17 protein-coding genes and 3 pseudogenes are annotated in these 19,329 nt (G+C 69.1%); 5 read left to right on the top strand and 15 right to left on the bottom strand.

Annotation, left to right across the window (positions count from 1 at the left end):
• The first annotated feature begins 714 nt into the window (after positions 1–714).
• A complete protein-coding gene (locus ACZ45Z_RS07655) occupies positions 715–1,467 on the top strand; it encodes an HAD family hydrolase (protein WP_468357711.1) in 753 nt (250 codons plus the stop codon).
• Positions 1,468–1,903: 436 nt separating this feature from the next.
• Here the strand turns inward: ACZ45Z_RS07655 and ACZ45Z_RS07650 are convergent, their stop codons facing one another.
• From ACZ45Z_RS07650 to ACZ45Z_RS07640, 3 genes are all read right to left on the bottom strand, one after another.
• On the bottom strand, positions 1,904–2,344 hold the full coding sequence (locus ACZ45Z_RS07650) for a GNAT family N-acetyltransferase (protein WP_468357708.1): 441 nt from the start codon (positions 2,342–2,344) through the stop codon (positions 1,904–1,906).
• Positions 2,345–2,562: 218 nt separating this feature from the next.
• Entirely contained in the window at positions 2,563–3,318 is a 756-nt protein-coding gene (locus tag ACZ45Z_RS07645; RefSeq protein WP_468357705.1) for a metallophosphoesterase, read from the bottom strand.
• Entirely contained in the window at positions 3,315–4,214 is a 900-nt protein-coding gene (locus tag ACZ45Z_RS07640) for an NAD(P)-dependent oxidoreductase (protein ID WP_468358723.1), read from the bottom strand. The genes ACZ45Z_RS07645 and ACZ45Z_RS07640 overlap by 4 nt, the downstream gene beginning before the upstream one ends.
• Positions 4,215–4,267: 53 nt before the next feature.
• On the opposite strand from ACZ45Z_RS07640, the gene pdxR reads away from it, so the two are divergent.
• A complete protein-coding gene (gene pdxR, locus ACZ45Z_RS07635) occupies positions 4,268–5,662 on the top strand; it encodes a MocR-like pyridoxine biosynthesis transcription factor PdxR (RefSeq protein WP_468357702.1) in 1,395 nt (464 codons plus the stop codon).
• A gap of 299 nt (positions 5,663–5,961) precedes the next feature.
• Here pdxR and ACZ45Z_RS07630 read toward each other — a convergent pair whose 3' ends face one another.
• The 4 genes and pseudogenes from ACZ45Z_RS07630 to ACZ45Z_RS07615 form a co-directional block, all read right to left on the bottom strand.
• Positions 5,962–6,561, bottom strand: coding sequence for a 2'-5' RNA ligase family protein (locus ACZ45Z_RS07630; protein ID WP_468357699.1), 600 nt, complete (start codon positions 6,559–6,561; stop codon positions 5,962–5,964).
• A 408-nt stretch (positions 6,562–6,969) separates the two neighbouring features.
• Positions 6,970–7,095 (bottom strand): hypothetical protein, encoded by a 126-nt coding sequence (locus ACZ45Z_RS07625; protein WP_468357696.1) that lies wholly within the window; start codon positions 7,093–7,095, stop codon positions 6,970–6,972.
• Positions 7,096–7,479: 384 nt separating this feature from the next.
• A pseudogene (locus ACZ45Z_RS07620) lies at positions 7,480–7,581 on the bottom strand (nSTAND1 domain-containing NTPase); the annotation flags it as partial.
• 104 nt (positions 7,582–7,685) lie between these two features.
• Positions 7,686–8,699: pseudogene (locus ACZ45Z_RS07615) on the bottom strand (nSTAND1 domain-containing NTPase); the annotation flags it as partial.
• 348 nt (positions 8,700–9,047) lie between these two features.
• On the opposite strand from ACZ45Z_RS07615, the gene ACZ45Z_RS07610 reads away from it, so the two are divergent.
• Positions 9,048–9,569, top strand: a complete 522-nt coding sequence (locus tag ACZ45Z_RS07610; protein WP_468357693.1) for a hypothetical protein — start codon at positions 9,048–9,050, stop codon at positions 9,567–9,569.
• Between the two features lie 212 nt (positions 9,570–9,781).
• On the opposite strand, the gene ACZ45Z_RS07605 is transcribed toward ACZ45Z_RS07610, so the two are convergent.
• On the bottom strand, positions 9,782–9,937 hold the full coding sequence (locus tag ACZ45Z_RS07605; protein WP_468357691.1) for a hypothetical protein: 156 nt from the start codon (positions 9,935–9,937) through the stop codon (positions 9,782–9,784).
• A gap of 101 nt (positions 9,938–10,038) precedes the next feature.
• On the opposite strand from ACZ45Z_RS07605, the gene ACZ45Z_RS07600 reads away from it, so the two are divergent.
• Positions 10,039–10,827, top strand: a complete 789-nt coding sequence (locus ACZ45Z_RS07600; RefSeq protein ID WP_468357688.1) for a GNAT family N-acetyltransferase — start codon at positions 10,039–10,041, stop codon at positions 10,825–10,827.
• A 355-nt stretch (positions 10,828–11,182) separates the two neighbouring features.
• Complete coding sequence (locus tag ACZ45Z_RS07595) at positions 11,183–11,617, top strand: VOC family protein (RefSeq protein ID WP_468357685.1); 435 nt, start codon at positions 11,183–11,185, stop codon at positions 11,615–11,617.
• Here ACZ45Z_RS07595 and ACZ45Z_RS07590 read toward each other — a convergent pair.
• The 7 genes and pseudogenes from ACZ45Z_RS07590 to ACZ45Z_RS07560 form a co-directional block, all read right to left on the bottom strand.
• Positions 11,614–12,084: a DUF6069 family protein gene (locus ACZ45Z_RS07590; RefSeq protein WP_468357682.1), complete on the bottom strand. Its 471-nt coding sequence runs from the start codon at positions 12,082–12,084 to the stop codon at positions 11,614–11,616. The genes ACZ45Z_RS07595 and ACZ45Z_RS07590 overlap by 4 nt on opposite strands.
• Positions 12,081–12,692 carry a TetR/AcrR family transcriptional regulator gene (locus ACZ45Z_RS07585; RefSeq protein WP_468357679.1) on the bottom strand — a complete coding sequence of 204 codons (612 nt, stop codon included), beginning with the start codon at positions 12,690–12,692 and terminating at the stop codon, positions 12,081–12,083. Before ACZ45Z_RS07585 ends, ACZ45Z_RS07590 begins: the two co-directional genes overlap by 4 nt.
• Positions 12,693–13,048: 356 nt before the next feature.
• Positions 13,049–15,136, bottom strand: coding sequence for a hypothetical protein (locus tag ACZ45Z_RS07580; RefSeq protein ID WP_468357676.1), 2,088 nt, complete (start codon positions 15,134–15,136; stop codon positions 13,049–13,051).
• A 7-nt stretch (positions 15,137–15,143) separates the two neighbouring features.
• Positions 15,144–15,581 (bottom strand): hypothetical protein, encoded by a 438-nt coding sequence (locus ACZ45Z_RS07575; RefSeq protein ID WP_468357673.1) that lies wholly within the window; start codon positions 15,579–15,581, stop codon positions 15,144–15,146.
• Complete coding sequence (locus ACZ45Z_RS07570; RefSeq protein WP_468357670.1) at positions 15,578–17,041, bottom strand: PrsW family glutamic-type intramembrane protease; 1,464 nt, start codon at positions 17,039–17,041, stop codon at positions 15,578–15,580. The genes ACZ45Z_RS07575 and ACZ45Z_RS07570 overlap by 4 nt, the downstream gene beginning before the upstream one ends.
• Complete coding sequence (locus ACZ45Z_RS07565) at positions 17,038–17,454, bottom strand: hypothetical protein (protein WP_468357667.1); 417 nt, start codon at positions 17,452–17,454, stop codon at positions 17,038–17,040. The genes ACZ45Z_RS07570 and ACZ45Z_RS07565 overlap by 4 nt, the downstream gene beginning before the upstream one ends.
• A 962-nt stretch (positions 17,455–18,416) precedes the next feature.
• A pseudogene (locus tag ACZ45Z_RS07560) lies at positions 18,417–19,241 on the bottom strand (histidine kinase dimerization/phospho-acceptor domain-containing protein); the annotation flags it as partial.
• Positions 19,242–19,329: the final 88 nt, after the last annotated feature.

Genomic DNA, 19,329 nt, shown 5'->3' with positions numbered 1-19,329 from the left:
GCCGTAGCAGCCTGGCGCCGTCTGGGCCGTCCCGCTCGGGCGGACGGCGGCGACGCAGTGCTGCAGGCCACCCGGATCACCCTGTGCCTGCTGGCCCGGCGCGTCGCGCGGCACCGCCTGGGGCAGCTACCCAACTCGCCATTCCACCAGCGCCCCTCGACGAGCCGTTGAGCGCCACTCCGCCCCCCCCGCCGAGAACGGGCGGCGCGCCAATTGCGGGCCCTGTCCACCTGGACCGTCCGCGGCGCCCATGCCGCCCAGCACATCGCCGGCCTCGCCATCACCCACCAGATCGACCCCGACAGCGCCATGGCCTTCGCCTGCCTGCTCTACCGTGCCGACCGCGATGAACTGGCCGAATTTCCATGGCAGTTCGCCACCGACGCCGTGGAATCGGCCTCCGTCGAACCGCGGTCCAGGGCCTCACCAGCGAGCCCGGTGTCGAAGCAGATGCCTGCCGTGGCCCGACCTCGCGCTCGCCGACCAACTCCAAGGGTGCCGGACAGCCTGAACCTTGCGCGGAACAGCCGACCCACCCTTGCCGTCGCCCAACAGGCAAACCACAGGTTGGCTTTCGGGTGGCCCGGTGCAGAAGCCAGTGCCGCATCAGACAACGTTCGCCCTGTTGTGACGCCCTGGACGACCATCCCGAACAGGAAGATCGCGATACCTGCTTTCTGGCGGCAGGGGCAGCTACCACGAGATGATCGCCCTATGGCAGATGTGATCTTCTTCGATCTGGACGGCACCCTGGTCGATCACCGAAGCGCGGTCTGGGAAACGATCGGCCAGATCGTCCAGGCCGCGCCGAACGCGACGGCTCCACCCGAGGAGCTCGCGACGTTGTGGTGGACGCTGGAGGCGCGCCACATGCGGGAATACCTGTCCGGTCAGTGCTCCTTCGCTGAGCACCACCGACGCAGGCTCCGTTCCTTCTTGCCGATGCTCGGCGAGCCGGTTCCTGAAAGTCCCCGCCTTCTGGACGCCTGGATCGCCGAGCGCTACCTCACCGTGTTTGAGGAGTCATGGCGGTGCTATCCCGATGTCCAGCCATGCCTGGAGGCCCTGAAACGGCATCCCCGAGGACCGCGCCTGGCTGTTCTCACCAACGGGAACCCCGAGCAGCAGCGCGCCAAGCTCACCCGCTTCGGCCTCCTCGAATACTTCGACGCCGTCCTGACCCCAACCGAGCTCGGTGCGGCCAAGCCCGTCGCCTACGCCGCTGCCTGCCGGCAGATGCGGACGGACCCCGCGCAGGCGGTCAACGTGGGCGACATGCTGGAAAGCGATGTAAACGCAGCCGCCCTCGCCGGGCTCACCGGCATCTGGCTGGACCGCGGCATCGACTTCGTCACCGGTGGACCGTCGCCGACGGCAGACGAGACGGTAATCCGCATCGAACGGCTCACAGACCTCCCCGACCGGCTCACCGACCTCCCCGACCACCTATCACCCACGAACGTCTGACGAGCTCTCACGGCCCTCGTAAGTGAGCGACCCGGGTCAACGCTTTCCCCGGGGCACGCATCAGATGGTTCCAAGAGTCGTGAGTGGGCGGTCCTGATTGGTGACCTGATCCTTACGGGCCCAAGGGCGGTGGTGCCCTGAGTCCGGCCTGAGGACGCGCGCGCGTCGTGCGGGTCAGCTTGTTTGGGGGCGGCGTGGTGGTGGAGTGGCTGGTCCGAGCGAGTTGGGGGTATTGCTGGGCGTGTGCGTGTGCGTAGTCGTTGGGTGTGGGCGTCTTGACGTATCCCGCCGACGGGCGGGATCTATGCTGTGGCCCGCGGCCACCGTCTCATCGTCAGTCCACACAACTCACGATGATCGACGGTGGCCGCACCTGTTCCCGCACCCGTTCCTGCACCAGCCTTCACCAGCAAGACCACGAGCTGCGCCTCAAGCATCAGCGTGACAGTTCGATCTGATATCGGAGGAAACCACGGTTCTCCGCTACCTTGTCGTAAAGATGCCGAGCCGTGCTGTTGGACTCGTGAGTGTTCCAGTACACGCGGCAGCAGCCGCGAGCCCGGGCCCAGTCGGACACGGCAGCGATCAGCGCGCGAGCCGCGCCCTTGCCGCGCACGTCCGGTGCGGTGAAGAGGTCTTGCAGATAGCAGACGTCAGGCCCCGACGTGTTGGGGTGGACGAAGAAGTGCGTGATGCCGACGAGCCTGTCATCCAGCCTCGCCCCGAGGGCGTGCAGACGTGTGTCCGCCTGGAATTCGTGCCACGGCCGCTCGTACATCTCGGGTGGCTCGACTCGCTGATAGAACTCGATGTAGGCGCGGAACAGGGCCTCCCAGACATCCCTGTCGGACGGCACGAGCTTGCCGATACGGATCATGCGGCACCCCTCACATTCATGTGGACCTGAAAGTCACCATCTAGCGGTTGGCGGGAGCGGGGCTCGGCGCGATAACCGAGCGCACCTGTTCAACCGCCAGTCGGTCAAGCTCGGAGTCGCTGAGCCGGCAGCCGCCCCATCCACCGTTTTCTGCGATCTCCGCGTCGATCTTTACGTACAGCATGGTCAACAGGGGCTCAAGGTCTGTTGCCACGTGATCAGGCGTTGACGCACCGGTAATGGGTGGTCAGCCGTCCCTCGTCGTCAAGCACATGGAAGGCGAGCGCGGGTGGCTGGTTGAGGTGGACGTGGTCCTCGGCGTGGGCCCGGTGCTCCCAGGGGAGTCGGAGTGTGGAGACGACTCCCGGTGCCACCAGCAGTGGGCGTCCGGCGAAGGTGGTCGCCGCCGGGGTGTGGGCATGCCCGCACAGAAAGGCCGTGACGTTGGAGTGGCGGCCTGTGAGCGCGGCGAGCCGCTCTGCTCCGAACTGTCGGATGCCGTCGACGAAAGGGACGTGCAGTGGAGCCGGTGGGTGGTGGAACCCGACCAGTACCGGCACCGCGTCCGGGGTCTGGGCCAGGACGTCCTCCAGCCACGCCAGCGTCTCGTCCTCAAGGAAGCCTTCGTCCTTGCCTGGCACCGAGGAGTCGCACAGCGCGATGACGACCCTGGCGGCGCGGTGCACCAGGTTGATCGGTGCCGCCGAACCCGGCTGTCCGAGCAGGTGCTGCCGGAAGGTGGCGCGCTCGTCGTGGTTGCCTGGGCAGACCACGACCGGGTGCCGGGAGGTCAGCAGTCGGCGGGCCTGCTCGTACTCGGCGGGCAGGGCATGGTCGGCGATGTCTCCGGTAACCAGGACCGCGTCCAGGTCGTAGGGGAGGTCTTCGAGGTAGTCCATGACGGCCCGGGTGCGCTCGATGCTGCGGGGCCCACTGTCGATGTGAGTGTCGCTGAGGTGGGCGATCACGTTCACCGCCGGGGTCCCTTCGTCGCGGCGTGCAGGATGTGGGAAAGGACGGCCGAGTAGTCCTGATCGGCGCGCCCCGCGAGCTCGGCGTCAACCAGCCAGTCCCGGGCCGCGGCGGTCAGACCGAGACCGAGCCCGCCGTCAGTGGCCGCTTCGGCGACGAGGTCCGCGTCCTTGCGGGCCAGAGCGAGCGCGAAGCGTGCCGGATAGTCGCCGGCCTCGATCGCAGGGCGTCGACGCGCGGCCTGCTCCGCCAACGGCGTCACGCCCAGCACCTCGTGCAGAGCCTCCCACGACAGCCCCAACGCGCCGCCCAGCGCGAGGGATTCGCCCAGCACGCCCAGTACACCGAAGAGTGCGTTGTTGGCGACGAGTTTCGCCGCGGTGCCGGCCCCCAACTCCCCGACCCGCAACGCTGCACCCAGGTGCGCCAGAAGGGGCAAGCATCGCTCGACCAGCTCTTGCGGGCCACCCACCAGGATCCGCAGCGCCCCTGACGCCGCCTCGGCCACGCTGCCGAGCACCGGCGCGTCCAACAGTCCCGTACCCGGTGGCAGCGCGTGTGCCAGACGGGTCACCGATGAGGGCGCCACCGTCGACATCTGCACGACCACCGCTCCAGGCAGGATCCCGGCCGCGATCCCCTGCTCGCCCTCGATCACGGCCAGCAGTGCCTGCGGGTCGGCGACCAACACCATCACCGCCTCAGCCCCCCGCACCGCGTCCGCCGGACTCGCCCCGACCGCAGCGCCCGCCTCCTGCAACGCCACCACCCGCTGCGGCGAGCGATTCCAGACGGTGACCTGGCAACCGTTGCCCAGCAACCGGCGGGCGATCGGCGCGCCCATCGCGCCGAGCCCGATGACAGCGACCCGTTTCACGCTCATGCTCCCTCCGTCCAGGCTTCCGACCTCGAACGTAGAGCGCCGCAGGACCAGGAATAAGATCCAGTTCCATGCCAGAAAATTGGTCCAGTTCCCGGCTCGACCTGCACATCGATCTCGATGCCACAGGGGGGCGTCGCTCGGGCCTGGAGTCCGCGCTCCGGGCGGCCATCCGCCAGGGACGCCTGCCTGCCGGAACGCCCCTACCGTCCACTCGCGGGCTGGCCAAGGAACTCGGACTCTCGCGGGGCACCGTCAGCGCCGCCTACGACCAACTGGTCGAAGAGGGTCACCTGACCACGCGGCCGAGATCGGGCACCACCGTGGCCGAGGGCCCGCAACACGCCACGGCTCCCGCACCCCCCGCACCCGCGCCGACGATTCCCCGCCACGACCTTCGCCCCGGGCTCCCCGACGTCAGCGCCTTCCCCACCCGGGCCTGGCTTGCCGCCACCCGCCGAGTACTCACCCGCGCCCGCCCCGAGGTCTTCGGCCCCGGAGATCCGCAGGGCCGGATCGAGCTGCGCCAGGCGCTCGCCGACTATCTGGGCCGCACTCGCGGCGTGATCACAACCCCGGACCGCATCGTGATCACCTCCGGCTACTACCAGGGCCTGGGCCTGCTCAGCGGCGTACTGGCCGCGGGCGGCATCAGCACCGCGGCCGTGGAGGACCCGAGCCACAACCTCTTCCGCGAAGTCGTGCAACGCGCCGGGTTCACCACCGTCGCCCTGCCCGTCGATGCTCACGGCGCCCGCGTGGAGGCGCTGACACAGTGCACGGGAGCTGTGTTCCTCACCCCCTCGCACCAGTACCCGACCGGTGTCCCGCTGCATCCGGGCCGCCGCCAGACACTGTGTGTCTGGGCGCGCTCCACGGGCGGGTTGATCGTCGAGGACGACTACGACGGCGAGTACCGCTACGATCGCCTGCCTGTCGGCGCCCTCCAAGGCCTCGCCCCTGACCATGTCGTCTACTGCGGAACCGCGTCCAAGACCCTTGGCCCTGCCCTCCGCCTGGCCTGGATGGTCCTGCCGCCCCACCTGGTGCCACCGTTGGCGCGGGCCAAGCAGGAAGCCGACCAGTACACCGAGACCCTGGGCCAGCTCGTCCTCGCCGACCTGATCACCACGCACACCTACGACCGCCACATCCGCGCCGCCCGCCTGCGCTACCGCCGCCGCCGCGAACTCCTCGTCAATCGCGTGGCCGCCACCCCCGGCCTTACCGCCCACGGCGTCCCCGCCGGCCTGCACGCCCTTCTCACTCTCCCCTCCGACGGACCCACCGAACACCAACTCCTGACCAGATGCGCCCACCGCGGCCTCGCCCTGCGCGGTCTCACCGAACTCCACCACGACCCGGCCAACCGCCCCCAGGGCCTGCTGATCGGCTTCGCTGCCCCGTCCGAACACGGCTACCCAGCCGCCCTCGACACCTTGTTCACATCCCTGGGCTTCGGATAGACCAGGCAGCGCTCCCGGTACGTAAGCACCACCGCCGGGTTTGGGAGTGTCATGAATCAGGTGTGATCCACAATCAGGTGTGATGCTCCCTGCGGGAGTTACCTGATGAGCGCCGCGACCCATCATCAGATCGAGATCGTGGACGGCGTGTCCCTTGCCGGGGCCGGTGAGCGCCCCAGTCGCCGGTGCCGCCGGCGCGGTGGTGACGGTGGTTGGCCGGCGTAACGGCGCCGGCGCTTGTCGGTGGTAGCTATCGAGGTGCCCGGTCCCATGATTTCGGCGGCCGGGGCACCTGTTGCTCAGCACTCCTGCGGCTGGCGGACCTCGCCCGTGCCCAGTGTGATCACGGCCCGGGGCCGCATGGGCCCCTCGCCGCGCCGGGACAGCAAGACCACCTCCTCGACCACCGCCGACAGCGCGCCGAGCCGGACAGCGCACTCGGCGGCCAGGCGCTTCGGGTCCTGGGTACGGCCGAGGGACAGATGCGGGGTGAAGCGGCCGACGCGCCTGTGGCAAAGGGGGAACCGCAGCCCCAGCTCCCGGTGGAGATGGGCCCACGGTGCCGGGTCGGCCGCAGCCGGATCGAGCCACAACGTCGCGTAGTGCCGGTGCCGGAAGTACCGCACCCCGGACAGGCGCGCCGTGAACGCCGCGCTCTGCGCCGCCCCGGCGGAGAGGAGTGGCACGGCCTGCGCGAACGCCTCCTCCGGCACGAAGCCGAACAGCAGATTCACGTGCGGCGGCCACCGCCGTACCTGCGGATCGTGCTCCCAGCGGATGTCCTGAATCACCGGCCAGAGCTCCCGCGGCGGCAGCCACGCCACCGCCGTCCGGCCCGTCGGCGCCACCTCGCACGCGTCTACCGGCTCGGCCCCGCCGAAAACGGCATTTTCGTCCACAAGGCCATGGTCCCAAATCGGGCTCGGAAACCGTCCAGAGCCTCTGTGACGAGGCGCGCCGAGGCATGGCCTGTCAATGGGCGCGACGCCGATGGGATCCAAGAGCTCACGATCGTAGCCAACACCTCCCGGTCACCATTGCGGCGTCGGCCGACGCCCTCTACGGGGTCTACGTCGCCTTCTTCCGGGACACCTCGACCTTCGAACGGCATGCCTCGCACAAGGGTTTCCCGCCGGCGCCGTACGTCTGACAGGCTGAAGACCACTGTTGTAGTCGTTTCGCCTGTGAGGGCTTGGCGGGCGATTCTTTCAGGGACACGAGTTCACGGTGTGTTCGGACGTCCCAGCGATGTACTCGGTCCTTTCCGAGGTACCGGAGTGTGTGTCCGGAGCCGCTGAGATGCACATTCACAGGTCGACATCGTTGGGTAGGAGCATGGCGTCCAGCTCGTGAGGGGGGAGCGCTGCGCCGAAGAGTGCTCCGCGGGTCTCGGGGGTGCGGTCGAGGTTCCATGCGGCGAGGCTCAGTCGCATGGCGCCTACGGGATCGGGGGTGCGCAGGCTTAAGGCGACGGTGGCGATACGTCGTGCTTCGGCCTGGGTGTGCTCCGTATCGCTGTGGAGTTTCTGCTCCCACGCGATGGTGCCTGCTACCAACGCCACTGCGCACAGGACGGCCAGAGCCGCCATGGATCGGCGCGAGAGGCGCTTGGCCCGAACCGCTCGGGCGTATGTGGCGTCACGGGCGGCGAGTCCCGTCGTGAGGAATGCGGCTTCCAGCGCGTTGAGTTCGCTATGTCGCCGGCCGGTGAAAGCTTCTTCGGCCCGGGTGAGTCGGATGCCGCGGTAGAGGGCTCCGGGGTCGCGGTCGAGGTCGTTCCAGATGGTGGCGTCGTGGGTGAGTTGGCGATGGAGGCGGAGGCGGTCGCGTCCTTCGTTGATCCAGTTGTGCAGGCGTGGCCAGGCGGTGAGCAGTGCCTCGTGGGCGAGGCGGACGTGTCCGTCGTCGAGGGTGAGCAGGCGGCTGCGAGCCAGACGGTCGATAACGATTCGACGTCGGCCCCGTCAGCACTGTCATTGGTGGCGAACTCGCAGCGCCGTGTGGGGCGGTGGGTGTCTTCCGCGCCATCGCCCGGGGCTGTCAGGCGCAGCAGGATGCGGCGGGCAAGGGTGGCCTGGGCGGGTATGAGCTGGTGGTAGGCGTCTTCGGCGGTGCGGGCGATGGCGCCGTGCAGGCCGCCGGCCGCCTCGTACGCCTGCATGGTCAGCGTCCGGCCGCGCCGCCGACGCCAGGTTTCCCTCAGGGCGTGGGACATCAGCGGTAGCGCGCCGGGCTCGTCTGCGACCTCGTCAAGGATCCGGGAGGTCAGTTCACGTTCCACGTTCAGCCCGCAGGCTCCGGCCGGCCGGACGATGGCCGCCCGTAACTTCTCCGAGTTCATGGGGCCCACCAGGAGCGTGGCGTCGTTGAGTGCTGCGGTCAGGCATTGGTGTGCGGCGCACCGGCCGAAGAAGTCCGCACGCACGGCGAAGACCACCCGCAGCCGGCTGCCCTCCTCCCGGGCGGCCACCAGCCGGTCCAGGAAAGTCCCACGCTCGTCGGGATCAGTGCAGAGGGTGAACAACTCCTCGAACTGGTCCACCAGCAGCCACGTGTCTCCCGGGCCGTCGGCCGGCTTCAACCGTTCGGCATGCCCCATCGGATGCGCGCCAGGGGTCAACACCCGCACCGCGGCCGGCCTCAGGCCCGCGTCCTGGTCGGGGCGGCGCAGCCGGGGTATGAGGCCGGCGCGCAGCAGGGAGGACTTGCCGCTGCCGGACGCCCCCACCACCGCGCAGACATGACGCTGACGGGCCATCTCCTCCAGCCGCTCCGTCATCTCCTCGCGGCCGAAGAACAGTTCCGCATGCCCCGGCTCGAAGCGTGCCAGCCCTCGATACGGCGGCTCGCCGCCCTCCTCGTCCGGGCGCGGTTGCGCCGCGATCTCCTCGTTCACCTGCTCCCAGCGGTGCTGCCACTCCTCCACCTCACCCCCACAGGCACGTACGTAAGCCAGCAGCACCGGCAGGCTCGGCAGACGCTCGCCCGCTGCCGCCTTCGACAGAGCCGGCGCCGAATACTCGACCCGCCGCGCCATCGCGCGGTATGCCGGGCTGCCGGCCTCGTCACGGAGCTTGCGCAACTCATACGCCAAACCCCGCACCGGACCGTCTTGCGGATCGATGGCCTTCTCCGGACGACCCATGCGTCTCACTCCCCCTCTTCGCTCCCGTTTGCTTCGCCACCGTAAAGACCAATTCGTCAGGCCAGAAAACAGCGGGCTGTTCCAGTGCGGATCAAGACGAATTGATTCCCGCAGGTCAGACGGGGTGCGAATCAACTGTGCGGCGAGTGAACTTACTGGCGTCGGCCTGCCTCGCTCGGTGAGCAGGGCAGGCCGACGGATCAGTCAGCCGAAGCAACAGCCATGCCACTGGAGGATTCCGTGCAGTTCCGACGTACTGCCACAGCGGCCGCGACCGCGGCTGTGCTGGGCCTGAGTGTGCTGGCCGGTACGGCACACGCCGACTCCACCATGCCTTCACCGCCGGCGGTGGCGAAGGCGACCTCGTCCGCCGCCGTCACCCACCCGGGCTGGAATGTGAAGAACGCCTGGGACGCCTCCGACGTCAGTGCGCCGCATTCAGGCGACGGTAATGTCTGCGTTTCGGTCACGTCGGGCGGGGGCGCGACGAAATACGGTGAAGTGTGCTTCGTGTCGAACGGCGATAGGTTCTGGGTCAAGGACTCGCGGGCCGACAAGATGAGCGTCTACATGCGCGCCCTGTACCGCGGCAACACGCAAACCGTCTTCGAGTGCAGGGATTCCCTCGGCAGTACCGCGGGCTGGACGGTGTGCGACTTCCCCCGCGAGATGAAGGAGGGCCGGGGTATCAACTTCATCGCCCTGGCCGTGAACGCGGACGGCCCCAAGTACAAGAGCGTGACCGCGGACGCGGAGAGCTGAACGACCAAGCGGAGCGGACCTCTTGGCGGTTTCCCTTGCCACCGGCTCCGCTGGTTGCAAGGGGTGCGACTTCTCCGTTCGATGCCGCCACGACCTCTCAGTAGAGTGCTTTGAGGGCCGGTATCTACCGCTGTACATCTGTCTGCCACCGCACCGTCACCGGCCACGCCGCGGACCCACCTGATCGACGTCCCGCCAGCCACCCCTCGGGTTCAACTGATCGTCGCAACGCCCGAACCTTGGGGATGCGAGGAGTTGCAGAAGCCGGCGCCGGGCCGCCCCTGGCTGACGAGCGACGGAAGTTCCTTGTCCTCGTTGGCCAGGGGGTGAGCATCAGAGAAGCCAGCCGGATCGTCGGCATCAACCACCGGACCGGGCAGGAATGTAGCGGCGACCGCCTGTCTCTTGCGGCAGTACTTTCCAAAGAAACCCAATGGTGCGGCTGCCCTCACCATGCTGGAGTGAGCGGATGAACCATGAAGAAGTACTTGCCCTGTTCGACCGCCAGATGAGGCGCGACGCGCAGGCCGACAGCCCCGGAATCCGTGTCGAGCGTGACGGCAACGTCGTGCGGCAGGTCGGCGCGGAGCACGACTGGAACGGCGTCCTCTGGTCGGACCTTGACCAGACCACGGCGGATGTGGCGATCAGAGCCCAGACGCGATACTTCGCCACGCTTGGCCGCGCGTTCGAATGGAAGGCATACGCCCACGACCGACCCGGTGACCTCGGGAGGCGGCTGAAGTCGGCTGGATTCACGCCCGAGCCGCAGGAGGCAGTAATGGTCGCGCCGGTCCGGGACCTGCCCACCGACGCCAGATTGCCCGAAGGCGTTCACCTGCGTGTGGTGACCGACCCCGCCGGGGTGGATCTCGTGGCGGACGTCCACGAGCAGGCCTTCGGCACCAGCAGCGCCCGCCTGCGGCAGCGGCTGCTCGCCCGGCTCGCCCAGAACTCCGAAGCCGTCAGCATGGTCGTCGCGATGGCCGGCGACCTGCCCGTGTGCGCAGCGCGGATGGAACTGAACCCAGGCACCGACTTCGCCGGCCTTTGGGGCGGCGGCACCGTGGCTGCCTGGCGAGGCCGGGGTATCTACCGTGCTCTGGTCGCCCACCGCGCCCGGACCGCCGCCGACCTCGGCTACCGCTACCTTCAGGTCGACGCCACCGACCAAAGCCGCCCCATCCTGCAACGACTCGGGTTCACCGTCCTGAGCACCACGACTCCATACGTTTACGATCCCCACCGCGAGGCGTAACCCGATGACGCGGCTGCCAGACGCGCCCGGCGAACCTTCCCGACAGCACTGAACTGCTGACGCCCCATCACCAACAGTCACCTGTTGCAACGTTCCGTTGAATCCGCCCCCGGTCGACGGGGCGTTCCTCGTCACATCCGCACGGCGAAGGTCATCCCGCCCCTTGATCAGGTTGAGGGCTGCTTGCCCCGCACCGGCTCGGCCACCACACCTCCAGCAGTCGGAACGTCACCACCCATCCAACCGCTTCACCCGCCAACCCGGTGAACTTATGCGGTCACAGCAGTAGCGCGTACTTGAGGTATGGCTGTGAGGGGCATGGTTGACCACCACTGAAGCGAAGTACCGTGATCGCATGGAACAACGCATCACTCTGGTCACTCTAGGGGTCTCCGATCTCGCTCGCGCCAAGGGTTTCTACGAGGCCCTGGGCTGGCATGGGCAAGAAGTCGAGGAGACCGTCTTCTTCCAGGCCGGCGGCCTGGGGCTCGTCCTATGGGATCGCGACAAACTTGCGAAGGACTGCGGCCTGGAGCCCGGGCCGGCGGTCGGTTTCGGCGGGATCGCCCCGGCACACAACGTCCGGTCGGAGGCGGAGGTTGATGCTCTGCTCGCGGCAGTGGAGCGGGCCGGCGGGACCATCACCAAGCCCGCAGCCATCAACGCCATCGGGTTCTACTCCAGCGCCTTCGTCGATCCGGACGGCCACGCCTGGGAGATCGCGCACAACCCCGGAATCCCGCTCGCCGAGGACGGCTCGATCACCCTTCCCGATTTCGGCAGCCTCTAGGCACTGTCCAGCCTCTGGGCACTGTCTCTCCGATCACGGCCGCAGCCAGATGAGGAGTGCGGCAGTCGTGGACCGGCTCCCGCCCCGGGGGACCTGCTGCCCAGCCCCGGGATCAGCACCGCCGCCACCGCCAGGTGCATCAGAGCGAGGGAGACCCGGGTGCCGCCGTCCATGCCGTCGCCGACGAACGGCAGGAAGGACACGGCCAGTACGGCCCCGGCCACCCCGGTCCAGATGGCGCGGGCGCGCCGCGCCCCGAACCGCTCCAGGGCGGCCAGCAGTCCCCAGCCGGAGAGCGACGCGAGCAGTGCGACGACCGCTACGGGCCCGGCGCCGATGTCGAGCGTCTGCTCGGCGTCGGCGATCCGCAGCCGGTGCCCCAGCAGTGGGTCCGCGACCAGCCACACCAGGACGGGGGCCAGGACGGCCAGGGCCGTAGCCTCCAGGCGCCTTCTCCGCGCGCTCACTTGGCGTCCCCCGAGAGCGCCCCGTGCAGGAAGACCTCCACCAGCTCCTGCGGGGTCAGGTCGGGCTCGTCCTCCGTACGCGGCTGGGTGAAGAGCAGCCCGAAGAAGAGGGCCGCGATCTGCTCCGGCGGTCGGCGCAGGGCGGCCTTGTCGGGCTCCAGCAGCTCCGCGAGGGCCGCGCGGATACGGGCCGTCGACTCGGTGCGGCCCGCGCCGCGCACCGTGCCGGGGTGCTTGCCGCCGCGATGCCCCAGCGAGCCGGCGATCGCGCCCATCCTGGACATGTGCGCCTGCAGCGCCTCGGCCGCCTCCGCGAGCCGGTCGGGCAGCGGCTGGGATACGTCGATCGCGTCGAGCTCGCGGACCGCGTGCTCGGGGGAGAGCGCCTCGGCCATGCAGGCCTGCAGCAGCTCGTCCTTGTCGGCGAAGACCCGGAAGATCGTGCCCTCGCCGATGCCCGCGGCGCGGGCGATCTTCGCGGTCGTCACCGCGGCGCCGTACTCGGCGATCAGCGGGATCGCGGTCTGGATGATCATTTTGCGGCGCTGCTCCGGCGACATGCCGGGGGCGCGGCGGCGGGTGGTCTGGTTCTCCTGAGGTGCTGTCATGACTGCGAGAATACGGAGTGAGGACTCACTCCGTCAATGAGTGAGTCCTCACTCTGCTCACTTTTCCGTACTCGGCTGCTTGTCGATGGCCGCCCGCCAAGATCCACAACTGTGGCTGGAGTACTGGCTTGATCTTTGACCTGTGCCGGCCAAGACGAGCGGCTGATGGTGACTCTTGGAGTCGGCCAGGCCGTTGTAGGGGTTTCCTGCTCTGCCTGGTGTGGATGCGGGGAGCTGCCCGGGGCGGCGTCGGGTTGACGCCTCCCCGGGGTTCTTCCGCGTGGTAGTTCGCGAGCGGCGCGATCGCACCGTCGCGGGAACCTTGCCGGGCGGTCGGCCGTGGGATCCGGCCGGGTTTACGCGGCGGGGCGGTTGGTGCGGCTCGGGCGGTTGCGGAAGCCGAACAGGATGGCTCCCAGGGCGAGCAGGATGACCACGAGGAGGGGGCCGTTTCCGCCGGTGAGGCGGGTGGCGTGGTCCTTGAGGTCGTCCCAGAAGCCCGGTTCCGGTGTCTGGATGGAACCGCCCAGCCAGATCGAGCCGTCGGCCGCGGTCACCCGGCGGTCGGTGGAGGACCGTGCGGACTGGGCGAGTTGCGGGTACCGCTTGCGCATCTGCGTCGCGGAGACGCCGGTCAGCCGGACGTTCGTGAGGTCCGCGCCGCCGTACACGTAGCGGGTGATGCGCCTGAACCGTCCGTCGTTGGTCTCCCGCGTGATGTCGAACTCCTTGTTGCGGTACGAGCGGACGTAGTCGTCGAAGACCTTCTTGGGACGCCAGTGGCCGGTCATCTTGGCCGGGCCCAGGTCCTTGGAGCCGATCAGCGAGTCGAACGAGGTCCGCTGCCCCTGTTGGTGCCGCTCGCGCACCCACTGCGCGATGATCCGCGCCATGAACGCGCGGCGCAGCGGCGCGTACTCCGGGTCGTGGTTGACCGCCTCCACGACCTTGGGCAGGACGAGGGTGCGCTCCAGGTTCTCGTTGTGGGCGTTGGTGGCCGGATCGGCGTTGCACGGCTTGGCGTAGGGGTCGTCGATGTGGTCCGACTGCGTCTTCACGTCGAGCTGCGCCTTGAGGATGTAGAGCGCATCGCCGTCCTGGCGCACCTCGACGTTTCCGGGCACGATCCACATCCGGGAGGAGAAGCAGAGGGAACCGTCCGCGGAGCTCTTGAGTTGCCGCCAGTACTGTTTTCCCGTTTCCGAGTCGGGGTGCAGGATCTTCGCCGACGTGCGCTTCATCTGGAGGTCGGCCTCCAGCATGGCGCGGCCGGCGTTGGTCTCTCCGAGCGCGGAGTCGACGATGCGGTCCGGTTCGGTGGGGTTGAGATTGACCCAGAACTTCTGCGGATCGAGCACCAGCCAGGTCCGCAGGTCGGATCCGAGGTTCTTCACCATCCTCGCCCCGAGTCCGGTGTCCTGTTGGTAGCCCTTGGGCAGGGGCTGCGAGGAATAGGCGTACTGCACTCCGCCTGGGGTGTCGGAGAGGTAGCGCATTTCCAACGTCGAGAAGTCCACGCCTCCGTAGGCGTCGGCACCGGGCGGGGAGGCCAGGAGTCGCTGAAGGGCGCCCGACTGTGTGCCCTCGTCCTTGTCACAGGGGCCGGCGGCGAGGGGCACGGCCATCGCCATGACGGGACGTCCGTGGCCGCGCCCCATCGAGGTGCAGGGGGCCTTCGGGCTTGCCGAGACCGGTAGTGCCGCTGCGGCTTGTTGTTTCTGCGCTTCCTCCTCCCTCCGGAGGATGGAGCCGGCCTTGCTCGTGAGGGCGCCCACCCGGTTCGCCGACTCCGACTTCTCCTGACGGGTGGCGTAGGGCGTTCCGGACACGAAGTTCTTTTCGGGTATGGCGCTGGTGAGCTTCAGGCAGGCCGCACACCGGCCACGGTCCGAGTAACCGGCGATCGCCCTCTTCAGCAACCTGTTGATCGCGGCGTTCCGCAGCCCGAGGTTGGACAGGACGGTGGAGAGGATCTTGTCGTAGATGACGGCTTCGGAATGGTCCTTGCGCGGGTCGTTGACCGCGGCGAACTCCAACAGCGGACCGTTTCCCCGGATCCCGATCCGGTCGAAGAGGGCCTCGTTCCCCTCCCGCCCGAGCAGCTTGCCGTACCCGAGGTAATAGTCCGCGTGAGAGGGACTCTCTCCGAAGTGTCGGGTGATCGAGGCCAGGTGTGTGGCCTGGAAACCGGCCAGGTCGAACCAGATGACGGCGAGATTGCGGTTGCCGTCCGTCATCCGGAGGGTCCGGTGGGCCTGGATCCCGGCCCGGCCGATCGGGTCGTTCACCAGGTCGCGGGCGATGTCCGCGAATTCGCCCCCCACCTCAGGCGTCGGGGAGGGGGCGGCGTTCGGTGTGTCGGACGCCACCGCCGAAGGGGCCGGCTGGCCGGCGAGCAGGATGCCGACGACCAGGAGGGCGGCGCCCCACCGGCCTGCGCGCACGGCGCGGCTAGAGCGGCCGTTGGGCACCGTGCCCACCCGTTTCCTGCTCGGTCCGGCGGGGGGAGCCGGAGACCGGATCCGCCGAGCCGTCGCGCCGGCGGCCCACCGCGATGCCAGTGGCGTCCAGGTAGCTGATCAGGGCCTGGCTCGGGCCGGTGCTCCCGTTCTCCGAGGGCGTGCCGAATCCCCTCTCGGCTTTCCGGTGGGCACACCAGCTCGCCGCGACGAGGGCGCCGGGGACCAGGACGGCGAGGGCGCCGGCGCCGCCGAGCGAGGCGCCCGTCGAGCACGTCTTCGGGTGGCTCAGATCGCGGAGGGTGAACGACGGCTTGTAGCCGATCCCGACCGTGCAGGCCGAGGCTTGCTGTGGGGTCAGGAGCAGCACCGCTCCGGCGAGGGCGGTGGCGCTGACGGCTGTCCGCCAGGCAGTTGTGAGACCGTTCATGGGGTTACCTCCGGGGGCATGCCCTTGAGCCGCGCGATCCGTGCGCGCAACGCGTCGGCGTGAGCTGTGTCTGTGGGGTCGTTCTGCACGTGGTGGCCGGCCAGGTCCAACTGGACGGAGTGCAGGCGGTGCAGCGCGCGGGCCGTGCGCCAGCCGTGCCAGCGCCAGGTGCCCACCACCGCCCAGAGCCGCAGCGCGGGCGAGGTCAGGACCGGCACCTCCGCCTGGGTGATGGCCGGGCCCGCTGCGATCTCCTCCGCGACGGCCGCCCGCAGCGCGGGTGCGCGCGCCCGTAGACCATGGACCAGCAGCGCGACGGCCAGGGCGATCAGGGGCAGTTGGGGGAGCAGCCACAGGAACGGGGAGACCACCAGGACGTCGAGCGCGCTGCCGACCTCGACGTGGTCCCGGACAAGCCCGGACAGCCACCCCGACAGAAGCTCGGAGGCCGTGGCCCCGCCGATCGCCCCCACCACGGCGGCCGTCGCGATGAGCCCGCGCCGCCGTGCCCGGGCTGCGACGCCGAGGCCGGCCCCCAGCAGCGCGCCGTAGGCCACCTGCCCGCCGAGCAGGCCGATCGACTGCCGGATCCAGTACTCGAAGCCGCCGGTCGACCCGAGCATGCCGCCCAGCGAGCCGTAGATCTTCATGTAGAGGCCGCTCTCCACGAAGTTGAAGCCGAGCCCGACGGCGGCACCGAGGACCAGGCCGCTCACGGCATCGGTGACGCGGTGGCGGAACAACAGCAAGAGCAACGTGACGCCGCCCGCGACGGCCAGCGCGTCAACGACGCTGAGGTGCACGATCAGCAGGTCGATGGTGCGGAACTGGTTCTCCGCGAGTCGGCTGATGTCGGTGGGGGAGGACTTTCCCAGGTAGCCGAAGAGGGTGCCGAACGCGAGCCCGCTGTAGGCGCGGCCCAGCCCGAACACGATCAACGCGCCCCAGGCGAACGCGGCCAGCAGTGCGGCCAGCGGGACCCGGGCGAACCGCACCCCGCCGCGCAGCAGGAGCAGGACGAGGGCTGTACTGGGCACACAGGCGAGCATCAGCGGGAAGTACTCGACGACGACCACCAGCGACAACAGGCCGAACGGCAACAGCAGGCACCCCAGCGTCAGCCAGGTCAGCGCCACCGAGCGCCGTTCGGATCGGCGCAGGACGGCCGCCGCGACCTGGATGGCCACCCCCGCCACGATGCCCGCCAGCGTGCACCAGAAGACGGCGCGCGGCATGGACAGCAGCCGGTCGAGCGAGCCCGCGAAGCCGGGCATCTTGCCGAGGCCCGCGGGCAGTTCGTAGAAGATCGACAAGGCCGGTTCGTCGGCCAGCACCCGCGGGCGGGTCATGTTCAACAGCAACTCGACCAGGTACAGGACGATCGCGATCCGAGCGATCATCAACGCCCTGGTGTGCGCCAGTCGGTCGTCCCGCAACGGCAAGGAAGCGAGACCCTTCACGAGCCACCTCCGGTCAGATCGGTCGGCTGGGGAGGCAGGCTCGGCAGGTTCGTGGGCAGGCCGGTGGGCAGGCCCGTGGGAAAGTCCGTGGGGAAGTTCGTGGGAAAGTTCGTGGGAAAGTCCGTGGGCATCGAGCCGGGACCCGACGGTCGGGACGTCGGCATCGGGGGCAGACTCGGCAGGTCCGTGGGGAATCCCGTGGGCAGGCCCGTGGGGAATCCCGTCGGCATCGAGCCGGGAGCCGTCGGGAACGAGGGCATCTTCGGCAGCCGTGGGACGCCCATGGTGGGAGAACTCGTGAGGCCGACGACCAGGGACGCCGTCAGCAGCGCCGCACCGACCAGCCCGCCCGCCAGGACCAGCCGGACCGGCACCCGGCCGGGACCCCGCTCCCCGCCTTCGGTATCGCTCACCGCCGCCTCCGGCGGTGACGCGCCGGACGTGTCCGCCATACCCATTTCCCACGCTCCCCCTGACTGGCCATCACTCATCAAAACCCCACACACTCCACGCGGATCCGGCGGAACGTGCAACCACCGGCGAACACCGCCCCCGACGCTGCGCCGGGCCCGCCGTCGGCCCCAGCTACGCCTTACGGAGCCGGGCGATGGTGCCGTCCGGGTCGCGGAGGATTGCCGCCGGCTGAACTCGCCGTCGACGCCGTCGCGAGGACACCGACCCCGCCGAAGCCCATCGCCGCGAAGACTCCGCTGACGGCCTTCAGGACACTCCTGCGGGTGGGCGGTGCGCGCTCAACCTGGCCTCCTCATCGGGACGTTCCCGCTGTTTCCCGTGCTTCCTCGCGGCACTGCTGCTCAGCGGATCGCACGCCGGTTCCGACGCCGTCCGGTCCACTGTCGTGGGAGGCACTGAAATTTCGATGAAATAGCGATGACACGGGCGGCAGCCCGGGCGGCGCCGGGCCTGTCGCGCGGCCGCCAGAGGGGCTCGTGCGCGTCCCCCGTCCCACGGGCGCTCGCTTCCGACCGCCGCCCCGGCACCTCCCCTTCTCTGTCTTTCGGCAGAGCGGCGGATCGGCCGTGGGGTGCAAGCCCTCGTGGCTCCGGGCATCGATACCGGGTCGGCGTGTCACGCACTACCGGTCGGCGTGTCACGCACCGGTCTGTTCCGTCGTTTCGTCCAGGGTCGTCCGCCCCCGGGCTGCCCGGCACGGCCGTGCGCACGGCGACGGAGGCGGCCGGGCTGCTCCCAGCGGCCCCCAGGGGACCGCCGACAACCGGCAGGCGAAGGCGTCCACCGCGGCGTCACGATCCAGAGCGGGAACCTCGCCACTCTCCCCGTGACGCTCTGGCCTTGCTGACGCAGTCTTGCAGGGCTGCCATCAGACCCATCACGGGGCCGGTGGGGAGGGCGCGGCGACCTCGGAGAGATCGACCGGCTTCTTGTCGACCGCCTTGTTCTCGCTGCGGGCGAGCAGCAGAAGCCCCTCCACCAACTGCTCGCTGCGCGCGTTCGTCGCCAGGAGCGTCTTGCCCAGCTTCGCGAGCTCGGGGGACGCGTCCGGGTCGGCGAGCTGGACCTCCAGCAGAGTGCGGTTGATGGCCAGTGGTGTACGCAGCTCGTGTGAGGCATTGGCGACAAAGCGACGCTGCGATTCGAAGGCCCGGTCCAGGCGGTCGAGCATCTCGTCGAAGGTGTCGGCGAGCTCCTTGAGCTCGTCGTCGGGCCCGTCCAGCTCGATCCGCCGGTGCCGATCGGAACCGGCCACCCTCCGGGCGGCACGCGTGAGGCGCCCCAACGGGGACAGCACCCGGCCGGCCATCGCGTAACCGAAGGCGAGGGCGACCACGGCCAGGCCGAGGAGAGCCAGCAAGGAACGGTTCAGAAGGGTTTGCAGTGCCTTGTCACGCTGCTGCTCGATACAGGTGTTCAGGGCGACGTTGACCTCGTGGAGGGAAGCAGCCGAGGGCAGAGAAGAACAACTGTCACTGCTGACACTGATGCCGCTGCCGGAGACTCCGAGCGGCGGGACGCCATCCTCCAGGGCGGTCGCAGCAAGCATGTAGATGATCGCGAGCAGCGCCACCCCGGCCATCAGGAACATACCGCCGTACAGCAGCGTCAGCCGTATCCGGATCGTGGGGCGTAACCCGTGAGCCTCCCGGTCAGGTGCCTTGGGATCCCACGCCGGTTTCGCAGGCGCAGTCAGCGGTGCGGAAGATTCGGAGGATGCGGCCATCGCCGGTCAGTCTCGGTAACCTGAATTGGGCATAATGGATGATGCCGGGATGATGAGTGAACGCACTGCTGATCCTCTCTCATGCGCC

The organism is Streptomyces sp. NPDC031210, assembly GCF_055570395.1.
This window is presented reverse-complemented; position numbering and strand designations above follow the sequence as displayed.